Source organism: Flavisolibacter nicotianae, assembly GCF_003628535.1.
In the GTDB taxonomy this organism is placed as follows: domain Bacteria; phylum Bacteroidota; class Bacteroidia; order Chitinophagales; family Chitinophagaceae; genus Flavisolibacter; species Flavisolibacter nicotianae.
The window spans coordinates 39,097-58,008 of sequence record NZ_RBCI01000007.1 but is presented as its reverse complement, the minus strand read 5'-3'; the positions used below and the strand labels follow the sequence as shown (position 1 = coordinate 58,008).

Sequence of the window (18,912 nt, the reverse complement as noted above, 5' to 3'; positions counted from 1 at the left end):
ATTGTTGCAAAATGGCCCCTGCGGCAAGGCAAAATCCAGGAACATCCTGCTTTCAACGCTATTTCCCGGCCAGTAACGTTCACTGGAAACCTTATGGCTTTTCCATTTACTTATTTACTATCTTGTAAATCAATCTGCCCCTTTCAATAACACCTCGCTGGCCACCATTTTTTCTTTTTTATTCATTAAAAAACAACTGGTATGAAACGCTTACTCTTTTTCTGCGGCTTTGCCGTTCTCCTCTCCGCCTGCGCAAACAATGACACAAAAGTAAAAGGATCCACAACGACGGCACCCGACAGCGTGGCTGGCGCTGCACCGGCCCAACCCAAAGACCTGCCCTATACACCTGCCTATTCTGCCCAGTGGACCAACGAGGTCTCCGATGCTGATTTAAAAATGGTACTAACAACCTACAAGGATTGGGAAAACAACAACATGCAAGGGTTGGGCAGTGCCCTTGCCGATTCAGCAGTCATCGACATGTGGAACGGCGACCACTTTAAGAAATCGAATGCCGACCTGATGAAAATGTGGTCAACAAACAGGGACAGCCTGAGTTCTGTAAAGATTACCATGGATACCTGGAACAAAATGTACGCACCCGACAAGAAAGAAGGTTATGTCGTTACCTGGTATAGCGAGACCGATACCTATAAAAACGGTAAAGTGGATTCGGCCGACTACCACGATATCAACCAGGTGAAAAACGGGAAGATTGTCTGGTACGCACAATACAAGCGACCGAAAAAATAAACCGGCACTTGCCTGCCTTGCAATCGCTCAACTGCCTTTTGCCGAACGAAAGCCTGCATTACAAACGCAGGCTTTTTATTTTTTGCCTGCACCGGTTATCTATCGTTGTTATCGCTGCAGGGCAAGCCCTCTCCGGGGCATGATTTTCGATTATTCCATTTTTACTAAAATCAAAAACAATGAAAGAAGACGACAAAAAGCCACAGGAGCCGGAAAAAACGGCTGTGAAACCAACCGAAGAAGGCAAGGATGAAACAACCGAGATAGCAGACAGTGCTGTTTCACCCGAAACAGAAGAGAGTGATGACGAAGGCTATGTTGTGGTTGAATCGGGTTTGGGAATTGATGAATAACTAGCCCTTTTCCAGGTCAATTATCCAGTACCGGTTGGCATCCTACAATTTATTGTACAGTGGCAACGTTCGCCGGTAGTGGCGTGTGGCCAGGTTCGGTGTGGAACTGCGCTTTGGTGGGTCTTTTACACGAATTATTTCCTGGAACCTGGCATTGGCAATGCCACTCGTTGAGTCATTATTACGAAAAATTCCGTTTGCAAACCGGGCCTGTTTCAACACAGCATACCGGCTTTTTTATCAAGGCAGTTAATACGAAATCTACATGTTTGATAAAACGATCTTGTTTACCATCGGGCAGCAAATGAAGGATAAAGGGCTGTCCGTGGCGGTTGCAGAAAGCGTGACGAGCGGATTGTTGCAATGCGCCTTCAGCAATATCCCGGATGCTTCCGGCTTTTTCCAGGGTGGAATGACGGCCTATAATATCGGCCAGAAGTGCCGGCACCTGCTGGTGGAGCCGCTTCATGCCATTGCCTGCGATTCGGTTTCAGAAAAAGTGGCGCAGGATCTTGCCATGAATGTTTGCACGCTCTTTACCAGCAATTACGGTATCGGTATTGTCGGCTATGCCGCCCGGGTGCCGGAAAAAGGCGTTCGTTCACTCTACTCTTTTTTCGCCATCGCATTTGATGGAAAAATCGTTCAAACGGGAAAAATTGAAACGGATGCGGAAGAAGGTTTCCCGGCACAGCAGTACTACACCGAAACGGTCTTGCGAAAATTTTTATCCAACCTCGGTACTCATTCAAAAAACACCATTAACCACCACCAGGCGGGATAAATTACCGGGCAGACTGCCGCGTTTTTGTGGGAATTGTGTTACGGGGCAGTCGTTGATTTTCTTTTCCCTGGAAATCGCTGGCCACCTACGTTATTTTCCATGCTTGAAAGCCTGGATTTCTCGTTCGTGCTTCTTTGCCGCTTCGAGGCTGGGAAAAGTGCCAAGGTTTCGCCGCTTCCCGGTTTTTTCATCGGGCTTGCGGGAATAGATACGGTACTCACCTGATTTTAATTTCCTGATCATGTTTTTTTAAGATGCGGAACAATCCGCGTGCCGTATTGCTTCATTCCGGATTTTTGACCAATAACGGAACCGCCCGGAGCAAAAAAGAAATGGAGTTACCGACACCTCTCCTGTCTCGCTCTTTTACCCGGTTGCCCGGGAAAATGCGGAAGCCGGATTTGGAACCCTTGCCGATCCGTTTTAATTTGGGATTGGCTTCAAATTCCGTTGACACCTGAATAGCCAACGGGTTTCCGTAAATTCTTATTGAATAAAAATGGCCTTTTTCCAAACCATATCGGAGGACAAGTTCCAGGCAGATGCCGATTTCGTTGTCAAGGAGTCAAAAAAAATGCGCCGCATCATCGGCTCTTTCTTCCTGCTTATTTCGCTTTTTATGTTGAAAGATGTGTTATGGATGGGACTTCTTACCGCATCCATTGGGATTGGCGCTATCATTGCCAGCATGCGGGATGAAACGATCATGAAGATCAACAGGGACGGCTTTTTTTATTACGGCCGCCTTCTTACCAATTGGACAAATTTTGTTTCTGCCGAATTTATTGATGAAATGCCCGTTCAGTCGAGCAGTTCGGCCGGCCTTTCCGACCAGTTCTTTCTCTACATCAAATATTTCAAAGACGACAGCCCGGGGTGTTTTGCGCTGAAAATTCCGCTCACCAACACGCAGGATAAAGCGGAAGAAGAGATTCTTGCCGCCGTTCGTTTTTATTACCGAAAGAGTACAGTGATAGACTGAAATAGTTTCTCCACATTAATTGAAATGGTGTAAATTTTTGTCGACTAAGGCGGCTCTCCACATTGAATTGTTTGTCCTCACAGTCGATTTAAAATTTGCTCTGTACCTAACAAACCTCTGCTAATTTTATCGCTAAGTCATAAAATCACATTGAGCATAACAAAAGTCGATAAAACAGCAAAAACCCTTGCCTGTGCAAGGGCGAGAGGTTCAAAATGAAAGACCGTTAATTAACAATGATCCGTACATCGGTAAAACTTCCCTCGGTGACTGTCTTCGTCCCGGTTGCATTGGACCCGCCGGTTGCTGGCGCGGTAAACGAGAAAGTCCCGCTCATCTTTTTTGTAGTCAGGTCATATTTTGTGATCGTAAAAGTAGCACTGCCGCCGGTATTTGCTGTCAGGTAAACGCCTCCATCACTCGTTGTGTAAATTCCATCGGTATCGGCATCGTTTGCAGAAGAATGCGTTCCGGCCGTGTTGTTACCCGAAATTGCTATGCTGTTGCCTTTGTCATCGGTTGCAATCAATGTAAAAATATGGCTATCGATCGGCTGTGTGGCCAGGGCATCGTTCGACTGAAAACGGACACCATCAACTTTCGCTGTGACCGATGTATTCTTTGCGGGATCAGGATTGGTTGTCGTTTCTTTTTTGCAGGATGAAAAAATGACGACCAAGGCGGTTGCTACGATGCTTACAATTTTTGCTCTCATGATTTTTATTGGTTTTGAATGAGCTGCAAAAATGGAAATCGAGCCTCATTCTATTCTACGGACAACCAGCGATTTCCGGAAATCCGTAGTACTACGTATGACACCTTCATTCAATTCCGGAAAGGCTGTGATTGCTGCGTCCGTTCTGTGCGTTGGCTGCGTTTACCGATCGAGACTTATCAAATATTTATTTGATCGGTTTGGGGAATCAAAGTAGCTTTAAGAAAACCAATTGACATGAAAACAATTTTTACATGTCTCGCGGGCTTTACTCTTCTTGCTCTTACCACGTTATCCTGCCGCAAAGAAGGTCACGATGAAAAAAGACAATTCGTCGATTCACCCCAAACGGTTACCGCCACTGTACCAGCCGGTCAAACTTACACGATGACGATGGCCACTGAAAGCGTTGCCACCATTTCCCGGCAAGCCTCGCATTACGAACGCAGTGAAATCCTGCGGTCACTCGACGGCAGCACGGTTTACCAGTATGTTGCGGCAAAAGGATACACCGGGGCGGATGAAGTGACCCTACAACAGTCCATCACCTCGGCCACGTCGGGCGGTGGCTGCTCGGGTAGTTATGGCTCCGCACAAGCGACAACGACGTACAAAACGATCGTGATCAAGTTTGACGTCGCGAATTAGTTTTCCCGCCTGCACTTCCATTTTTATGCACGGACAGTATCGGCCTTCGTTTATGACGAAGGCTTTTTTTAAAACCAGTATCCGTGCATAAAGACCGATTACCGTGATTTCGCACGAAGAACACCTGGCCCGTAATTGCCATTCTGCTTACTTGCTGATCGCCTTGCACAATTAATTGTATAGGATTTGTGCTTGTGCCTGGACACGAGCAGACCATCTTCATCGACTACAAAACCAATCAAAGGAAACTGCAGACGTGCGGCGAGTAAAATCGAAGGCAAAGGAAAATTTTAACTCTCCGTAGCCGGTGTTCAATAAAATGAGGAAGGTAGAGTTGCTTCGTGCTAGAGCCGGGGAATTCTGTTGTGGATACGAAACTTGCGGCTGTTTCTGCGAATGCTCCAAAGGTCCATCAATCCGAACCGGTATGTCGCTGTACCCTGTTCTTGTGTTGCCTGCTCCAGGTTTTTTCCGTTTTCTGTTTTAATGTCTGTAGTACTTAAGTCGTTCTGCGTTGTTTGTAACGAGTTGTTCATGTAAAAAAGTTCAGGTTCGTCAAATGCAGTCGTGCGGACCATCTGAGAAAGATTGTATCACCTGTTTGAACACTTGTCCGGATACTGAATTTTTCAAACAGGGGTGCAAAGGTACTGGCGGTTGCGCTGCCAAACGCAGTCTACACGTTTTCGTGATGTTAAAACTCTTTCATGGTTCTGAATTGCCAGGTTTCTTTATTGTACAAAAACTATTTTTTCACCGTGCATTGCTGTTGGGGAACATTACCTTTCCCGGCTCCTTCAACAGTTCGTGTACGATCGCTTTGACCAGGCGGTTGCGAAGGCTCATTGCTTTCTTGGGAGGCACCAAATAGGTCACGACCACTTCAATCCAGGTATTGGCGTTGGTACGGAATGCGACGAAAGGATATTCCTTAATCTCCAGTTCATCCACCGGTGTTTGCTCCACCAGTTCTTTGAATTTACTGATGGCTTCTTTCATATTGTCGCCCAGTTCCCGTTTGGCCACTTCTTTAATGGTCTGTTCTACGTAGGCAAAATCGCTTTCGTAGGCGATGTGAAACGGGATCTCGTTCCAGATGAAAGGAAATTTTCGCCAGGAATAATTGTATACTTCCGATTGCAGTACAAGCGTGTTGGGAAAGCGAATCAGCCGGCCGCTGGGCACATCGTTGGAAAGATAATCGCCGTGGAATTCCCAAAGGGTGGTGTCGAGATAACCGATTTCCACCACGTCGCCGGTGAATTGACCAACCTGTATGCGATCACCAATCCGGTAAGGAGTCCGGATAATGATATAGAACCAGCCAATAAGCGATGAAATAGGTGTTTGCAGGGCAAAGCCGAGGATCAGCGAAACAAGTCCTAGGGAAACGGCCGCGGTGTACCATTTCGAAAAAAGAAACGTAACCACGATAAACGCGGCCAGCAGGATGCTTAGCAGGCGAACAAGACGGATGATATTGTATTCCGCTTTTTTTGTGTGGGCTCTTTTTGCAACGACGGCTTCGATGCTCCGCGCAACAATCAGCACAATGGCGATTGCAGAGCCGGCCAACGCCAGTCGCTGCAAAATTGTACGATAGGTTCCGAAGAGATCAAATACATGAAAACGAAGAAGAAAATAGGTGGCGATACAAACCAAACCGAAAATGATGTAGGTGATGATCCAGGCTTTGTGCGGGCCCTCTGCCTTAACTTCCCTGTATTCCTTGTTGATTTCCCTGTTCGTTTTGACATCCATGAAAAAACCACAGCGATAAATGTGCCGCACCCACCTATGGTCGACTTTCGCGGGACAAAGCCCGGGTTTCTTCGTACCGCAAGGCCCCTCTTACAATGAGGTATTGCGCCGCGGCGTAGGTCGCCATTACCATTGAACCGAGTTGCCAGAGCTTCAGCACGAAAAGATTGATGGCCAGGACGGAATCTGAAAGCACAAAAAGAAAGGCTCATGCCATGAAGTAAGCAGAGACAGCGGGTGAAATTTGCCGGCGGGTATTGACGGCCAGCAGCAACATGGTACCGATGGCCAGGCTATAAAAAATGACCGGCGCTGTCAATTCGCCCAGATGTGGAATGAGAAAAGCCAGCAACAACAAAATATACAAAAGCACTGGTATCGCCACCAATGGTTGCACATGTAGCAAGCCTTTCTTCTCCTTGCCAACCTGTAAAAAATAAAAGACATAGGAAACATGTGCAAGCAGGAAGGCCGAAAGGCCGGGAATGAAAAATCCTTTCGCCTGCAACAGCATATCACCGCACCACGAAAAAAACAGCGCTGCAAGAATGAAAACAACCGGCCGGACTGTTGGAGGTTTATTATAGGAAAATATCGCCAGCAATAGCAACGGCATGAGTAACGGCTTTGCGAGCCATCGCAATTCTTCCATTTGAGTCCAAATGAAAAACTGGTCAAGGAGGACAAAAAGGAAATAAACCCCGAAACATGTTTTGGCTGCTTTCATTACAGGATGATTACCGCACCAAAATAAAAAATTGGTGATCCTCCGGCAATTGTCATTGCTGTGGAATTTTTTGCAGTCATTTTCGGCAGACCGACCCTGTCTTTTGTCGCTAAATTCAAAAGGTCAGAAAGGCTTTGCCGTACAAACGGGGTTGTTTAGGTTTGCAGCATGCCATTACATTTTTCCGATTCGTCTCTTCATCATTTGGATCTCCACCGGGACGCCCTGTTTGTGTTTGCGCTTGGCATTGAAGCCGCCGGCGAGTTCGAAGATGTCAACAAGGTAGTAACCGGTTCGGGAAAGGTGGCAGCGGCCTATGAACTGACAAAAGCCGTTCAGCAGCACAGGCCCAAACTCCTTATCAACCTGGGATCGGCGGGAAGTAACCGGTTTAAACGCGGTGAGGTTGTTTGTTGTACACAGTTTATCCAGCGGGACATGGATGCAAGGGGACTTGGCTTTCAAGCCTACGAAACGCCGTTTTCGGGAATGGAACCGGTTTTGGAATACGGCATCACAATCGAGGGCTTGCCGCCGGGTATTTGCGGCACAGGCGACAATTTCGAAATGAACCACCTCTCCACCGACTATACCGTTGTCGATATGGAAGCTTATTCCTTTGCCTACGTTGCCCAGAAAGAACAAATTCCCTTTCTCTGCCTCAAATATATTTCAGACGGTGCCGACGGCGCAGCTGCAGAAGACTGGCTGGTGCAGGTCCACCATGCCGCAGTGGCGTTCAAGAATATTTTGTTTCCCCGCCCCTGATCGAAGACAAATGTTGCGGCTGACGTCCAGCAAAGCTGGATAACCGGTTGCTTTTTGAATTTGCGCGAAAAGCCATTAAGTAAACAATGGCTCAAATCCAGACCGGCTGCGCTACATAGTTGTCCGGATCGTAGGTTATGTATTGAACAAAGCGGGGGACCGTCCCGTGATTGGCTGTCGCACAATGTGGGAGGGCCTGGTGCCAGATCACCAGGTCTCCGGCATTTCCCGTCACCGGAACAGGCTGCAAGGTTTTTACCGCTTCGTCACGGGGATTGACACCTGGCGGCAATTTCCGTAACCATGATTCGACCTGGTGATGAAATCCCGGTACGCAATGAAACGCACCCATTTTTTCATCCACATCATTCAGATAAAGCAATCCCTGGAGCTTGAATGGAATGGGAAGTGATAGACTGACATCCCAATGCAATGGACTTCCCTTAAAACGAAATGTCGCCGTTTCCGGCGGGTTGAAACTAACCTTGTCGACCACAAGATGAATCGGCGCCTGCCCGTACAACTGGTCAAAAGCCTTCCGGATGCGGGCCGCTTTCCGGTTCGCCTGCAGTGCAGTGTGATGGTAAAATGTTACCATCAGGCCACGCAGGTCTTCCTGTTCATTGTACCAACTGGAAGGGGCGTCCAGGCGAGCACCCAGGTGGTAAAGAATGGCCGCAATTGCATCGCGGCATTGTTCAGGAGGCACGGCATCACGTAAAACGACGTAGCCATGTTCGTGAAAAAAGGCAAGTTCGTTTTCATCCAGTGCATTTACTTCGTGCGTATCTGTTTGCACCACAGAATTTTCAGCAACCATCCACGCCAAAAACGCCTCCAGAGACGGCCTTTCGCCGTAAAGAAAACGAAGCGTTTCTTCCAAGCCCTTTCCCTGCTTGTTTATGATCTGTAACAGCTCGCTCCACTTGCTGCTTTCAACCGTTTTTTGCTGCAGGGAGTTTCGCCATAACTCTTCTAAAATCGCTTGGGTGTCTTGCGCCATTGGGGAAATGTAAAGATTTGTTCACAGGCAATGGCAGGTTCCGGAAACCTGTTTCGTCGTGGGAAAAGCACTGTATTTGTCCTGTCGCTCGTTGAATTATTGAAAAAAAAATCGCAGCCACCGGCGCATGTTTTTATCGCGACGTGTGTTTTGGTGAAATAAGTTGAATGGGAAAACGTATTCCCATAAACCGGTGGCCTGTTTTTGCATTGCCGATGGACCACCTCACCGGCGAATGAGTAGGTTCCAGTGGGAACCAAACGATCAGGCACCTTCGGGCACCTCGCCCAGGTTGTTGTCGGAATAAAACTTATCCCGTACAGATGTAAACTCGCTGATCAGAGACGTGCTTTCTGTTACCATTGCATCGATCTTTTCGTGAAGATCAGGCAATTTGTCTTCGAGCAGTTTATTGGCCAGGTTCATATTTTCCGTTTCTGCCTGCGCCACTTTCTTCAACAAAGCCGTACTGCTGTTTTGGATATCTTCCAACTCACGCAGAATCTTGTTCATAATGGCCAGCTTTTCAGTATTGTCCATGGTATCTTTTTTTATGCGTTGACGAAAATCCCGTAGGCCCGTTGCCGGTTGGGAAAAGTTACGACAATAATTGCAAGTCGACGTTTCAGTTCTCGTTGAGGGCTGAAAAATTGGCAAGTTTATTTAGCGCCGGTTTCAAAGAATAGAGGCAGACGATATGGCTTTGATTAAAGCGTCTATCCATAACCGTCTTTAAGTTTTGGCTGAATGTTGGTGCCATGTTTAAGAGGATCCGTAAAAAATGGAAAAGAAGTGCAAAAAGGAATTAAACGAGCAGTTGTGCTGCGAAATCTGCCAGGTGTTTCACTGCCGCCATTTCTGCATTTGTAGGTTCCCGCTGTTCTTTGAAGTAAGTGCCAAAGGTACCCAATACCTTACCTTCACTTGTTTTGATGGGCATGCTCCAGGCACCGGCAAAACCCAGGGACAGTGGTAAGTGTCGTAATTCGGCCCATTTATCGTCCGATTTAAAATCCTTTGTAATCACAAGCATACCGGTCGCTGCTGCCGACGCGCAGGTGCCGAGAAAAGGATTTGGTTTTAACCCGTCGATAGCCGTTAGGTAATCCGTGGGAAGTTTGGGCGAGCTACCGTTTCGCAGCAAACCTCGATTGTCGAGCAGGAGGATCGAACAGACAGCGCCGTCACCAGCAATTTCTTCACCGGCATTTATAAGGCAGGCAAGCATCTCGCTTTGTTTTTCGCCATCTTTATGCATCTGTAAAGCATGACTCTCCGCTTTTTCTACAATTTCATCCAGTTGACGAAAGTGTGAGGCCATTTCTTCCTGTTGTAGATCGTTCATTTGCACATGTAACCGGTTGATTCGAATGCACTAAATATCCGCATTTTTTGCGGATTCGGGCATGGAAATTCGGGTAAAAACTGTTTCGCCTCACTGTTAGTTACCGGTTATTTTTTGGCATATAAAATCACAATCGTGATCGGCTTGCAGGCAGGAAGCGGATCAGTATCCTGCTTTCACCTCTTTTTCTGCTTCGGTACAAAGGGCTGCACGATGGAGAATTAGTTTTTCTTTATCCATATCAAACGTAAGCTCGACCCACCCTTGGTAATTTTTACCTTGCGTCTCGAGTTGTATGGGAAGATATTTATGAACTGCATTCTTCCAGGCTCCCTCCCAGTAACTTCCTGCAATCATCATGATTTTTTCTGTGAGGACAATAGCGGAAATCTCCCACCAGTCGTAACCGACCATAATTGGAGAAATTGGGTCCATCCTGTTCAGCACCGGCGAGTGGTCGTCCGGGTCATTCAGCAAATTGCTGTGGATGGTAGAACTGGCAATGAATTGCAAACGATCGCGTTGCAACAACGGGTCACCAACCAGTTGCACATGGAACCAAAAATCAGTTTTTCCATCGCCATTGATGTCGAATCCTTTGCCCTGCAGATATTTGACTTCTGCATTGCCTAAGTCGAGGTAATGCATTTGCGGGTGCTGGTTAACCGGAGATGGCCGTTCCGGTTGTTTGTGGCAGGCCGTCAGCAGCAGCGTAGCCACTGTAAAAATGAGAAGATGGCGCATGACTTCATCCTATTTTATAGATGGATAAGTCAAATTTCAGGCTTCTTCTGTCGGCTGAAAAGCAAAAAAGGAAGAATTAGTGAATGTGTTAGATGAACTGTCGAAAAGTGGTCGCAGGTTGTTTAAAGACTAATTTTTTTTCATATTCAACGGTTTGGTCCATGATCTTTTTCATCAACCAGTATAACTGCTCCTACTGATTGAAACCGAATGGTTCGGACACCCACCGCAAGGCAGTTAGCAGTCGTGTATAGACTTGGCCGTCGACTCAAAAAGTACTCGTATTTGTTGCAGCCTACTGCCATATTGACCAACAATTTCGCAGTCCGCAGAAAGTTTTGTATAAAACGAACACTCATTTTTCGAAACGCATAACGGGGTATGCATCGTTATTCATTCGAAATGTGGCCGGTAATTTGATGAAGTATTTTAAACTTTTTGATTATGGCAAATGATAGAAACAATATCAATAGAAATAGATTAGATAACAGGGAGGACAGCAAGGGATTGAATCCTGACCCCGAAACGCTTCATACAACAGACCCACAGGAACACATGGATGGCCCTGTTTCCTCTTTGATGCACAAAACAGGCGAAAGCTTTGAAACAGATCAAACAAAAAATGAGGCAGACAACGAAAAAGAAAGAAAAATGTAGGTTCTGCTTTTACAGTAATTCAAAGGTTATTCACAGTCGTCAACTAATCGTACGGCCTGCATGAAAATTGTAGGCCATTGTCTTTTTCGAGACTCAGATCACTTCAATTTTAGACCTGGTGAAACATCTCCCCATCCGGTTAACGCCCTTGATTCAAACTTTTCGCATGAATTTTTATGGGCAAAAAACCGGCAACCCCACCGTTTGGCCAGTACGATCGCCGGTTGAACAAACCAAAACAAATGATCAGCTGGTTTTATCTTTCATTTTGTTTTTGGTTTTCATTCCTTTTTTCATGCCCATGTGCTTCACAGTGCCATCCATCATCACGCAGTCACCATTTTTTAGCATCATGGTTTTGCCATCTTTCATTTTCACCGTGCCATCTGTCATGACAATGGTGCCGTTTTTCATCGTCATGTCTTTGTCCATCATCATGGTCTTACCACCCATCATGCTCATCATCTTCCCGTCTTCCATCATGACACAGTCTTTGGACATCTTGTCTTTGTGTTTGTTTTTGTCCTGGGCTTGCATCGTCAAAAATCCCAGGCTGAACAGGCAAAGGAGAATCAGCTTTTTCATGATTGTTTGTTTATGGTTAGTGAATAAGAGACATGCTGGTTGGTCAGGGTTTTTCAGATGAAAGGAACTGAACGCTTCACAAGGGTAATGATCGTGTATTGATTTTGTGGGCGGTTTGCAGCCTTTAGTTTCCGTGACGGTCGTTAACAAAGGGTCCGTATCCTAAAATTAAAAATTGGAAGGGGAAATCGCCAACTAATTTTTCCTGCGTCGTTACATGAGTAGCCTGCTTTCCGCGCAGATTTTTAGTTCACCGTGAATCGCGGCAAACGCCTTTTGAAATATCTTCATCTTTTTTTCAACTTACCTGCAATGGGAAAACGAACCGATTACATTAGCTGGGACGAATATTTTATGGGGGTGGCGCTGTTAAGTGGCCTGCGAAGCAAAGACCCCAATACACAGGTTGGCGCCTGTATCGTCAGCCGTCAAAACAAGATCGTTGGTGCCGGCTACAACGGGCTTCCGATGGGTTGCCAGGACGAGGCGTTTCCATGGGAGAAAAACGGTGATTTTCTTCAGACCAAATATCCCTATGTCTGCCACGCCGAACTCAATGCAATCCTAAACAATATTGGAATGGACCTGACGGACTGCCGTATCTACACGGCTTTGTTCCCATGCAACGAATGCAGCAAGGCCATTATCCAGTCGGGTATCAACGAAGTCATTTTCCTGAGTGATAAATACGATGGTTCCGACGTTTCGGTAGCCAGCAAGCGTTTGCTCGATACGGCAGGCATTGTTTACCGGAAGGTGGATGTACAACGGGATGGAATTGTGCTTTCGTTTGATGAAAAAAGCGTGTAGGCTGCCTATCGCCTGCTATGCCGTTTTGCACGACGGCTGTTTTTTGCCACCGCCTTCTTCTTTGCCGGCATTTTCGCAACGGTAACCTTGGGTGAGTATTTGACATAAGGCATCGGGTTCAGCCAACCACTGCCTGGCGAAATCCCAAAATGAAGGTGCGAAGGCATATGGCGTGCATTGCCGGTATTGCCAACCGTACCGATCACCTGGCCCTTGCGAACGTGCTGCCCTTCTCTCACCAGTTGCCTGTCGAGATGAGCATAATAGGCCGTCCACGGATGACTTGCCGATTTCAGCCAAAGCGTATTGCCGCCAATTGGGGTGTGGTCCTTATTGACAATAACACCGTCACAGACTGCGACGACCGGTGTTCCTTTCCGGGCATAAATGTCGATGCCCTTGTGCAGCCGCCGGCCACCATCACGACTATCACCCCAAAAACCTTTGATATTGCTGCGCTTCCCTGCAACCGGGAAATCCAGGGACCGGCTTAGAGCCCTGGTCGGCGACTTCCGCGCCGGGTTTGTGGCAAACGAAAACGAAATGAGAGCAATCGAGAGGAACAGGAGGCAAAGAGACAATTTTTTCATCCGGCAACTGCTTTGTCTTATTAAAGGAATCCGGGATGTTTTATTTTCCGGTTTTTGCTAATAGTTTCTTAATAGCGCGGAAGATTTGCCACCCCTTCACGGTAGAAGGGGTACGAAGGCCTGGTGCAGATGCCACCGGTACAAACTGCAGGTGGCTCCAAAGACCGGAAACATGACAGAAGCATACAATCAGCGCTAGTCCGGCGATTGTACGTTCAAATCTCTTTCGTAATGAATGACCAAAGGTTCAGTAGGCAAGCCCCCGGTTGTGTGAAACGCTTTCAATCCAGGCTTTTACTGCTGGCACGTCCTTGTTCAGCTTTTGCGCAAGCCTATTTAACATCGCGTCTTCTCCATCAGCCTCCAAATCCAGATCTTCCTTTGTCAGTTCCGGGTTAATTTCCAGCAGCATTTCCCGGACTTCCGCCCAAGGCGCCTCCAGTTTCAGCGTATGGTTTCCCATTTTTTCTTTTAAAATTAGGCTATTCTTCCGGCTCAGGAAGAAGAGCCTCCTATCCTGCCGGCTGTATTGCTTTACTCCCGGGCAAGGCCTTCAACCAAGATGGAATTAGCCTCGTTGGATTACTCCCTGTTTTCAAACCGCTTGTCGGGAATAAACCAGATGATGGCCACCAATACATATAATGCAAAGCCGATCAGGGGATGCAGAAAACATAAGCCGATACCGATACCATAAATGGCAACCGACAACTTTCCCTTGCGGTCATTCCCCAGCGCCCTTGCAAAGTCGGAGTTTGTCCCATGCAGTTGAGTGATCGCATGTGCCAGGATGTAATAGGCAACGCCGGCCATGAGCATGATCGCCCCATACAATGCGACCGGCGCCGTCGTAAACGAATTTTCTCCCATCCACCCCGTTACAAAAGGCACCAGTGACAGCCAGAACAGCAGGTTCATATTGGCCCATAGAACGCGGCCGTTGACCTTCTGTGAAGCATGCAACATGTGGTGATGGTTGTTCCAGTAAATCCCGATGTAGATAAAACTTAAAAGGTAGCTGGCAAATACCGGCAGCAGTGGCTGCAGGTCGGCCAGCTTGTCGCCGTGCGGCACCTTCATCTCCAGCACCATGATGGTAATGATGATGGCCAGCACGCCATCGCTAAATGCAACCAGACGTTCTTTTCCCATACGTTAGGATCCGACGAAATTATTGCTAATTGTAAAACCTGCCAATATGCTGGCGACTTGACAGGCCTCCGCATTCCCAAAAAAACGTTTTCAACCAAAGTGCTCTGTTCTTCCGGTCGCCACCTGCCCAGTTGGTCCCAGCCATTTTCAGGAAAAAAAATGGGCCTTTTCAAGCCCATTTACAGAACAGATGTTAATCCCAGCCGTTTGCCGGTAGCATGGTGCAATTACATTAAACGATCATCCTGCAACCATTTCTTCTTTCTTCTCACCTGCGGCCACGTTCAGCGTTTCGGCTCCTTCACAGACAATGATGACTTTGATCGCATTTTCCAGGCCGGCATTCCCAAAAACCTTGTACGCTTCGAGCATATCGCTCAACGTAAAGTGGTGGGTGATCAGTTTCTTCGGCTCCAGTTTGCCGGATGTGACGTTCTTCAGCAGCATGGGCGTGGTAAACGTACTGACAAGGCCCGTCGTCAGGGTGATGTTCCTGATCCACAACTCCTGCAGGCGAAGATCGACACTGTGACCGTGAACACCGATGATAGCGACATGCCCACCCGGTCTGACGATCTGCTGGCAAACATCAAATGTCGCCGGGACGCCAACAGCTTCGATGGCGACATCCACACCGTCCTTTGTTTCTGCCATTATTTTTTTGACAGGATCTTCCGTTTCTGAATTGATAATATCCGTCGCACCAAATTTTTTCGCCACGGCCAGCCGGTTGTTATCGAGGTCGATCATGTAAATTTTTGCCGGCGAATAGAATTGAGCGGTCAGCAAGGCCGACAGACCGATCGGCCCAGACCCAACGATGGCCACGGTGTCGCCGGGCTTTACCTGCCCGTTCAATACCCCGATCTCGTAACCGGTCGGCAAAATATCGCTTAACATGACCAGGGCTTCCTCATCGGCACCGAAGGGGATGTGGTGAAGACTGTTGTCGGCATGCGGTATGCAAACGTATTCGGCCTGTGTACCGTTGATCAGGTGACCCAGTATCCAGCCACCATCTTCGCAGTGCGCATACATGCCTTTTTTGCAATATTCACAGGTTCCGTCGGAGGTAATGCAGGAGATCAGGACCCGGTCGCCTTTTTTAAAATTGCGGACAGCGGCCCCGACTTCTTCCACCACGCCTACCCCTTCGTGGCCCAGTGTGGTGCCGGGCCTGACGTCGGGAACCTTTCCTTTAAGGATACCAAGGTCTGTTCCGCAGATCGTCGTGCGGGTCAGCCTGATCAATGCATCGGTGGGTTTGCTGATCGTGGGAACCGGCACCTCTTTCAACTCGATCGTGCCCGGGCCTCCATAAACCAGCGCTTTCATTGTTTCTTTCATGTCCAGTTTTTTATGTGTGATAAAATGTAGCGTTGTCGCAATCGGGTAACGATTTGTTTGAAAAGGGAGACGGATGATTACCAGTTACACGTTTTTCAAACCCTGAAATTACACCGGCCGACAGCCTCGGGGTCCTGACAGTCATCAACGAACCGGCTGACACCTATTACCCTTTCTGAACCGAGACGATCAAGCCGGCAACGCAATTCCTGCAGAACATCGATTGAGCTTGAACTGTTCTCCGCCCGCGGGACACTGTATCTTTACCACATGCTTACCCGTATTATCCCATCAACCGGTGAAACACTGCCGGCCATCGGCCTTGGCACCTGGCAAACATTTGATGTCACGCCACCCCGCTATCCGGCTTTACAGGAAGTGCTCAGCACCATGCAGTCAGCTGGCGGCCGCTTGATCGATACCTCACCGATGTATGGCAAGGCAGAAGAAGCCCTGGGAAATGTTATTGCCGGTATGCCCGGGCAAAACAGCTTTTTTTATGCCACCAAGGTCTGGACACAGGGCGCAGAAGCCGGGCGGTCGCAAATAGAAACGTCTTACCGCCTACTGAAACGGGACTCGATGGATCTTATCGAAATCCACAACCTCGTCGACTGGAAAACGCACCTGCCCTACCTGCGCCAATTGAAAGATGCGGGACGGCTTCGTTATACCGGCATCACGCACTACCTCGACAGCAGCCACGAAGCCCTTGCGGATGTCATCCGGGAGGAGCCTGTTGATTTTGTGCAGTTCAATTACTCCATTCTTTCGCGGCATGCCGAGCGATTCCTCCTGCCGCTGTGCAGTGAAAAAGGTGTGGCAACCCTTATTAACCGGCCATTTGGCGAGGGAAGTCTTTTCCGTAAAGTTGGCGACAAGCCGCTGCCTTCCTGGGCAATCGAACGCGGCATCAAGGATTGGAGCGCTTATTTTCTTTCCTTCATTCTCTCCCACCCGGCCGTCACCTGCGTTATTCCTGCAACGGGCAATGCTGCTCATGCCCTGCAAAATTTTAAGGCAGGCAAAGCAGCACTGCCTGACGAAGAACTTCGAAATAAAATGACTTCTTATATCACCTCGTTATAAGCAACAGAAATCCGTCAGTTTATCCAAACTGGAAAGTTGATTCAGGTGATTCAAAGCGGAGGAAATTTTTGTACCTTTTATATCCCATTCTCCCAGTGAATTAAACCACAACTCCCTGCTCTGCGAAGACGGCCTCTTTGATTTTTTTCTCCATCAAAACGCTGTCAATCATGAAACGAATCTGTTTACCACTTTTGCTTCTTTTAGGGTTTGTACACGCATCCGGCCAGCAACGACTGCTTACCCAGGGCGCAACCGTATTAAAAGGAACCCTTGTCCGCGTTTCGGACCCGTTTCACCCGGACCGGAAATTCCGTCCCGCAGTGGTCAGGAACGAAGAAGGGATTATTGGCAAAAAAGAACAGGCCGAATTTCAACCGGTATCTCCCTATCCACTCTTGCAACAAAAACGGGATGAAGGCCTGCAATCCACCGCTGCAAATAGGCCGCCGGAGTCAGTTGCCGCCTTCGACGGTCTTGGTTATTCGAATGTCTGTCCCGCCGACCCGACAATGGCCGTCGGTCCAAACCACATCGTTCAGATGGTAAACGACCGTTCCGGCACCGATCTGCAGATCTGGGACAAGGGCGGTAATGTGCTGATGGGGAAAAAATTGCTAAGCGACATCACCGGTGTCCAGGGATATGGCGATTGTATCGCCCTGTATGATGCACTTGCAGACCGGTTTATCCTAACGGAAATCCAGTTTGGAAGTGCTCTTGGATTTACCATCGCTATTTCTGCGACCGGAGACCCACTTGGCGCTTATTACACCTATGTTTTTCCCAATACGGTCCTGACCGACTATCCCAAGTATTCGGTTTGGACAAATGCCTATTATGCCAAAACAAATGACTTCCGTCCGCAGGGCGGTAGTTTCAGCTATGTTGGTGAAACCCTGTATGCCTTCGATAAACAGGGCATGCTTAATGGAAACAAGACGATTGATGTGCAGACACTCAGCTTGCCGCCATCGAATGCGTTTTTCTCCATGTGCCCGGCAGGTTTAGCCGGTGCAACGCCCCCGCCTTCCGGTACCGGCGGCCTGTTTGCCTACATGAATGATAACACGTGGACAAAATCCGGCACAGACAGCATTGGCGTCGTGGAATACAGCGTCGATTTTACCAACCCGGCCAACTCGCATTTGACGTCAACCAGCTTTGCCGTCGCTGCCTTTGATCCCGGCGTTCAAAACATTGCCCAGCCCCGGTACCAACGACTCGATGCCCTGAGCATGCGTATAATGAACCAGCCGGTCTACCGACAACTTTCTGCGTCGGCATCCCTGGCACTCGCTTTCCCGGTGTTGGTGAACAAAGGAAAGCCTGTTGCAGGAATCCGGTGGTTTGAATTGAAAAACGCCTCCGGTAGCTGGCAGGTGAACCAGCAAAGCACCTTTTCTCCGGACAATATGGAGCGCTGGCTTCCGAGTATCAGTATAGATGGCGAAGGCGGAATTGGCCTGGCGTACAATGTTTCGAGCCTTTCACTCGCTCCCTCGATCCGCTTTACGGGGCGACGCAGCACTGACCCGCTGAACACCATGACAGTGGCGGAAACATCGCTCCAGGAAGGAAGCAGCGGCAGTATGTGCTACGGCCGTTATGGCGATTATAACCATCTCGTCATTGACCCTTCCGATAACAGCACATTTTGGTTCACTGCCATGTATAACAGCAAACCGCAATGGTCAACAAAAATCGGCTCGTTCAGCATTGGCAGCAGCCTTTCACCGGCTCTTACCGTGCGAAACACAACTGCCGGCGACCGTGTGGCGGCGAATACATTCCGTGTTTATCCAAACCCGGCTCACGACAAACTAACGGTAACCATTCCCTCGTCAATGACGAAACCCGTTTTGCAGGTTCTCGACATGAACGGAAAGGTTGTTGGCCTTTACCGGCAAACCGGACAAACTGTGGATGTAAACACGGCCGGCCTGCCACGGGGCATTTACCTGCTCCGGATAACCGCAGGAACTACGGTGCGCCAGGTGAAGTTTGCAAAAGAGTAGCCTGCGCATTTTGAAAATTGCATGTGCAACATTTTAACTGCACGCAAATTCAAAGGGCATTTTCGACCGAAAATGCCC

General features: G+C 48.2%; 22 protein-coding genes and 1 pseudogene. 10 read left to right on the top strand and 13 right to left on the bottom strand.

The features are described 5' to 3' along the window. Nucleotides 1-201: 201 nt before the first annotated feature. The 3 genes from D6024_RS17720 to D6024_RS17715 all read left to right on the top strand — a co-directional run bounded on the left by D6024_RS17720 (nt 202) and on the right by D6024_RS17715 (nt 1,893). On the top strand, nt 202-756 hold the full coding sequence (locus D6024_RS17720) for a nuclear transport factor 2-like protein (RefSeq protein ID WP_121356093.1): 555 nt from the start codon (nt 202-204) through the stop codon (nt 754-756). 179 nt (nt 757-935) lie between these two features. Continuing rightward, complete coding sequence (locus D6024_RS26820; RefSeq protein WP_162944856.1) at nt 936-1,109, top strand: hypothetical protein; 174 nt, start codon at nt 936-938, stop codon at nt 1,107-1,109. Between the two features lie 265 nt (nt 1,110-1,374). After that, nucleotides 1,375-1,893 carry a CinA family protein gene (locus tag D6024_RS17715; RefSeq protein ID WP_121356092.1) on the top strand — a complete coding sequence of 173 codons (519 nt, stop codon included), beginning with the start codon at nt 1,375-1,377 and terminating at the stop codon, nt 1,891-1,893. Nucleotides 1,894-1,983: 90 nt separating this feature from the next. On the opposite strand, the gene D6024_RS26815 is transcribed toward D6024_RS17715, so the two are convergent. After that, nucleotides 1,984-2,136: a hypothetical protein gene (locus D6024_RS26815; protein WP_162944855.1), complete on the bottom strand. Its 153-nt coding sequence runs from the start codon at nt 2,134-2,136 to the stop codon at nt 1,984-1,986. A gap of 256 nt (nt 2,137-2,392) precedes the next feature. Here D6024_RS26815 and D6024_RS17705 point away from each other — a divergent pair, with 256 nt between their 5' ends. Then, nucleotides 2,393-2,875, top strand: coding sequence for a hypothetical protein (locus D6024_RS17705; protein WP_121356090.1), 483 nt, complete (start codon nt 2,393-2,395; stop codon nt 2,873-2,875). 226 nt (nt 2,876-3,101) lie between these two features. Here D6024_RS17705 and D6024_RS17700 read toward each other — a convergent pair whose 3' ends face one another. Continuing rightward, nucleotides 3,102-3,590, bottom strand: a complete 489-nt coding sequence (locus D6024_RS17700; RefSeq protein ID WP_121356089.1) for a DUF6252 family protein — start codon at nt 3,588-3,590, stop codon at nt 3,102-3,104. Nucleotides 3,591-3,827: 237 nt separating this feature from the next. Here D6024_RS17700 and D6024_RS26810 point away from each other — a divergent pair, with 237 nt between their 5' ends. Beyond that, nucleotides 3,828-4,238 (top strand): hypothetical protein, encoded by a 411-nt coding sequence (locus D6024_RS26810; RefSeq protein WP_162944854.1) that lies wholly within the window; start codon nt 3,828-3,830, stop codon nt 4,236-4,238. A 753-nt stretch (nt 4,239-4,991) separates the two neighbouring features. On the opposite strand, the gene D6024_RS17685 is transcribed toward D6024_RS26810, so the two are convergent. Together D6024_RS17685 and D6024_RS17675 are read right to left on the bottom strand one after the other, a co-directional pair. Beyond that, nucleotides 4,992-5,999 (bottom strand): mechanosensitive ion channel family protein, encoded by a 1,008-nt coding sequence (locus tag D6024_RS17685; protein ID WP_162944853.1) that lies wholly within the window; start codon nt 5,997-5,999, stop codon nt 4,992-4,994. Nucleotides 6,000-6,033: 34 nt separating this feature from the next. Continuing rightward, nucleotides 6,034-6,651, bottom strand: a pseudogene (locus D6024_RS17675) (lysoplasmalogenase). A gap of 243 nt (nt 6,652-6,894) precedes the next feature. On the opposite strand from D6024_RS17675, the gene D6024_RS17670 reads away from it, so the two are divergent. Next, complete coding sequence (locus D6024_RS17670) at nt 6,895-7,494, top strand: 5'-methylthioadenosine/S-adenosylhomocysteine nucleosidase family protein (protein ID WP_121356083.1); 600 nt, start codon at nt 6,895-6,897, stop codon at nt 7,492-7,494. 91 nt (nt 7,495-7,585) lie between these two features. Here the strand turns inward: D6024_RS17670 and D6024_RS17665 are convergent, their stop codons facing one another. The 4 genes from D6024_RS17665 to D6024_RS17650 form a co-directional block, all read right to left on the bottom strand. Continuing rightward, nucleotides 7,586-8,497: a phytanoyl-CoA dioxygenase family protein gene (locus D6024_RS17665; RefSeq protein WP_121356082.1), complete on the bottom strand. Its 912-nt coding sequence runs from the start codon at nt 8,495-8,497 to the stop codon at nt 7,586-7,588. A gap of 264 nt (nt 8,498-8,761) precedes the next feature. Continuing rightward, on the bottom strand, nt 8,762-9,037 hold the full coding sequence (locus tag D6024_RS17660) for a hypothetical protein (protein WP_121356081.1): 276 nt from the start codon (nt 9,035-9,037) through the stop codon (nt 8,762-8,764). Between the two features lie 265 nt (nt 9,038-9,302). Further along, the gene (locus tag D6024_RS17655; RefSeq protein ID WP_121356080.1) at nt 9,303-9,842 is read right to left on the bottom strand and encodes a GAF domain-containing protein; all 540 of its coding nucleotides are present in this window, start codon (nt 9,840-9,842) and stop codon (nt 9,303-9,305) included. A 162-nt stretch (nt 9,843-10,004) separates the two neighbouring features. Continuing rightward, nucleotides 10,005-10,586: a hypothetical protein gene (locus D6024_RS17650; protein WP_121356079.1), complete on the bottom strand. Its 582-nt coding sequence runs from the start codon at nt 10,584-10,586 to the stop codon at nt 10,005-10,007. A 444-nt stretch (nt 10,587-11,030) separates the two neighbouring features. Here D6024_RS17650 and D6024_RS17645 point away from each other — a divergent pair, with 444 nt between their 5' ends. Continuing rightward, entirely contained in the window at nt 11,031-11,243 is a 213-nt protein-coding gene (locus tag D6024_RS17645) for a hypothetical protein (RefSeq protein WP_121356078.1), read from the top strand. A gap of 246 nt (nt 11,244-11,489) precedes the next feature. On the opposite strand, the gene D6024_RS17640 is transcribed toward D6024_RS17645, so the two are convergent. Further along, nucleotides 11,490-11,828 (bottom strand): DUF6799 domain-containing protein, encoded by a 339-nt coding sequence (locus tag D6024_RS17640; RefSeq protein WP_121356077.1) that lies wholly within the window; start codon nt 11,826-11,828, stop codon nt 11,490-11,492. 312 nt (nt 11,829-12,140) lie between these two features. Between D6024_RS17640 and D6024_RS17635 the strand changes: the two genes are divergently transcribed. Then, nucleotides 12,141-12,638: a deoxycytidylate deaminase gene (locus D6024_RS17635; protein WP_121356076.1), complete on the top strand. Its 498-nt coding sequence runs from the start codon at nt 12,141-12,143 to the stop codon at nt 12,636-12,638. Nucleotides 12,639-12,643: 5 nt separating this feature from the next. Here the strand turns inward: D6024_RS17635 and D6024_RS17630 are convergent, their stop codons facing one another. The 4 genes from D6024_RS17630 to D6024_RS17615 all read right to left on the bottom strand — a co-directional run bounded on the left by D6024_RS17630 (nt 12,644) and on the right by D6024_RS17615 (nt 15,727). Then, the gene (locus tag D6024_RS17630; RefSeq protein ID WP_121356075.1) at nt 12,644-13,228 is read right to left on the bottom strand and encodes a M23 family metallopeptidase; all 585 of its coding nucleotides are present in this window, start codon (nt 13,226-13,228) and stop codon (nt 12,644-12,646) included. A gap of 247 nt (nt 13,229-13,475) precedes the next feature. Next, nucleotides 13,476-13,691, bottom strand: coding sequence for a hypothetical protein (locus tag D6024_RS17625; protein WP_121356074.1), 216 nt, complete (start codon nt 13,689-13,691; stop codon nt 13,476-13,478). A 119-nt stretch (nt 13,692-13,810) separates the two neighbouring features. After that, nucleotides 13,811-14,380 carry a TMEM175 family protein gene (locus tag D6024_RS17620; RefSeq protein ID WP_121356073.1) on the bottom strand — a complete coding sequence of 190 codons (570 nt, stop codon included), beginning with the start codon at nt 14,378-14,380 and terminating at the stop codon, nt 13,811-13,813. Between the two features lie 240 nt (nt 14,381-14,620). Beyond that, a complete protein-coding gene (locus D6024_RS17615) occupies nt 14,621-15,727 on the bottom strand; it encodes a zinc-dependent alcohol dehydrogenase family protein (RefSeq protein ID WP_240410073.1) in 1,107 nt (368 codons plus the stop codon). A 270-nt stretch (nt 15,728-15,997) separates the two neighbouring features. Here D6024_RS17615 and D6024_RS17610 point away from each other — a divergent pair, with 270 nt between their 5' ends. Then, a complete protein-coding gene (locus D6024_RS17610) occupies nt 15,998-16,816 on the top strand; it encodes an aldo/keto reductase (RefSeq protein WP_121356072.1) in 819 nt (272 codons plus the stop codon). A gap of 170 nt (nt 16,817-16,986) precedes the next feature. Next, nucleotides 16,987-18,834 carry a T9SS type A sorting domain-containing protein gene (locus D6024_RS17605; RefSeq protein ID WP_162944850.1) on the top strand — a complete coding sequence of 616 codons (1,848 nt, stop codon included), beginning with the start codon at nt 16,987-16,989 and terminating at the stop codon, nt 18,832-18,834. The last annotated feature ends 78 nt before the right edge of the window (nt 18,835-18,912 follow it).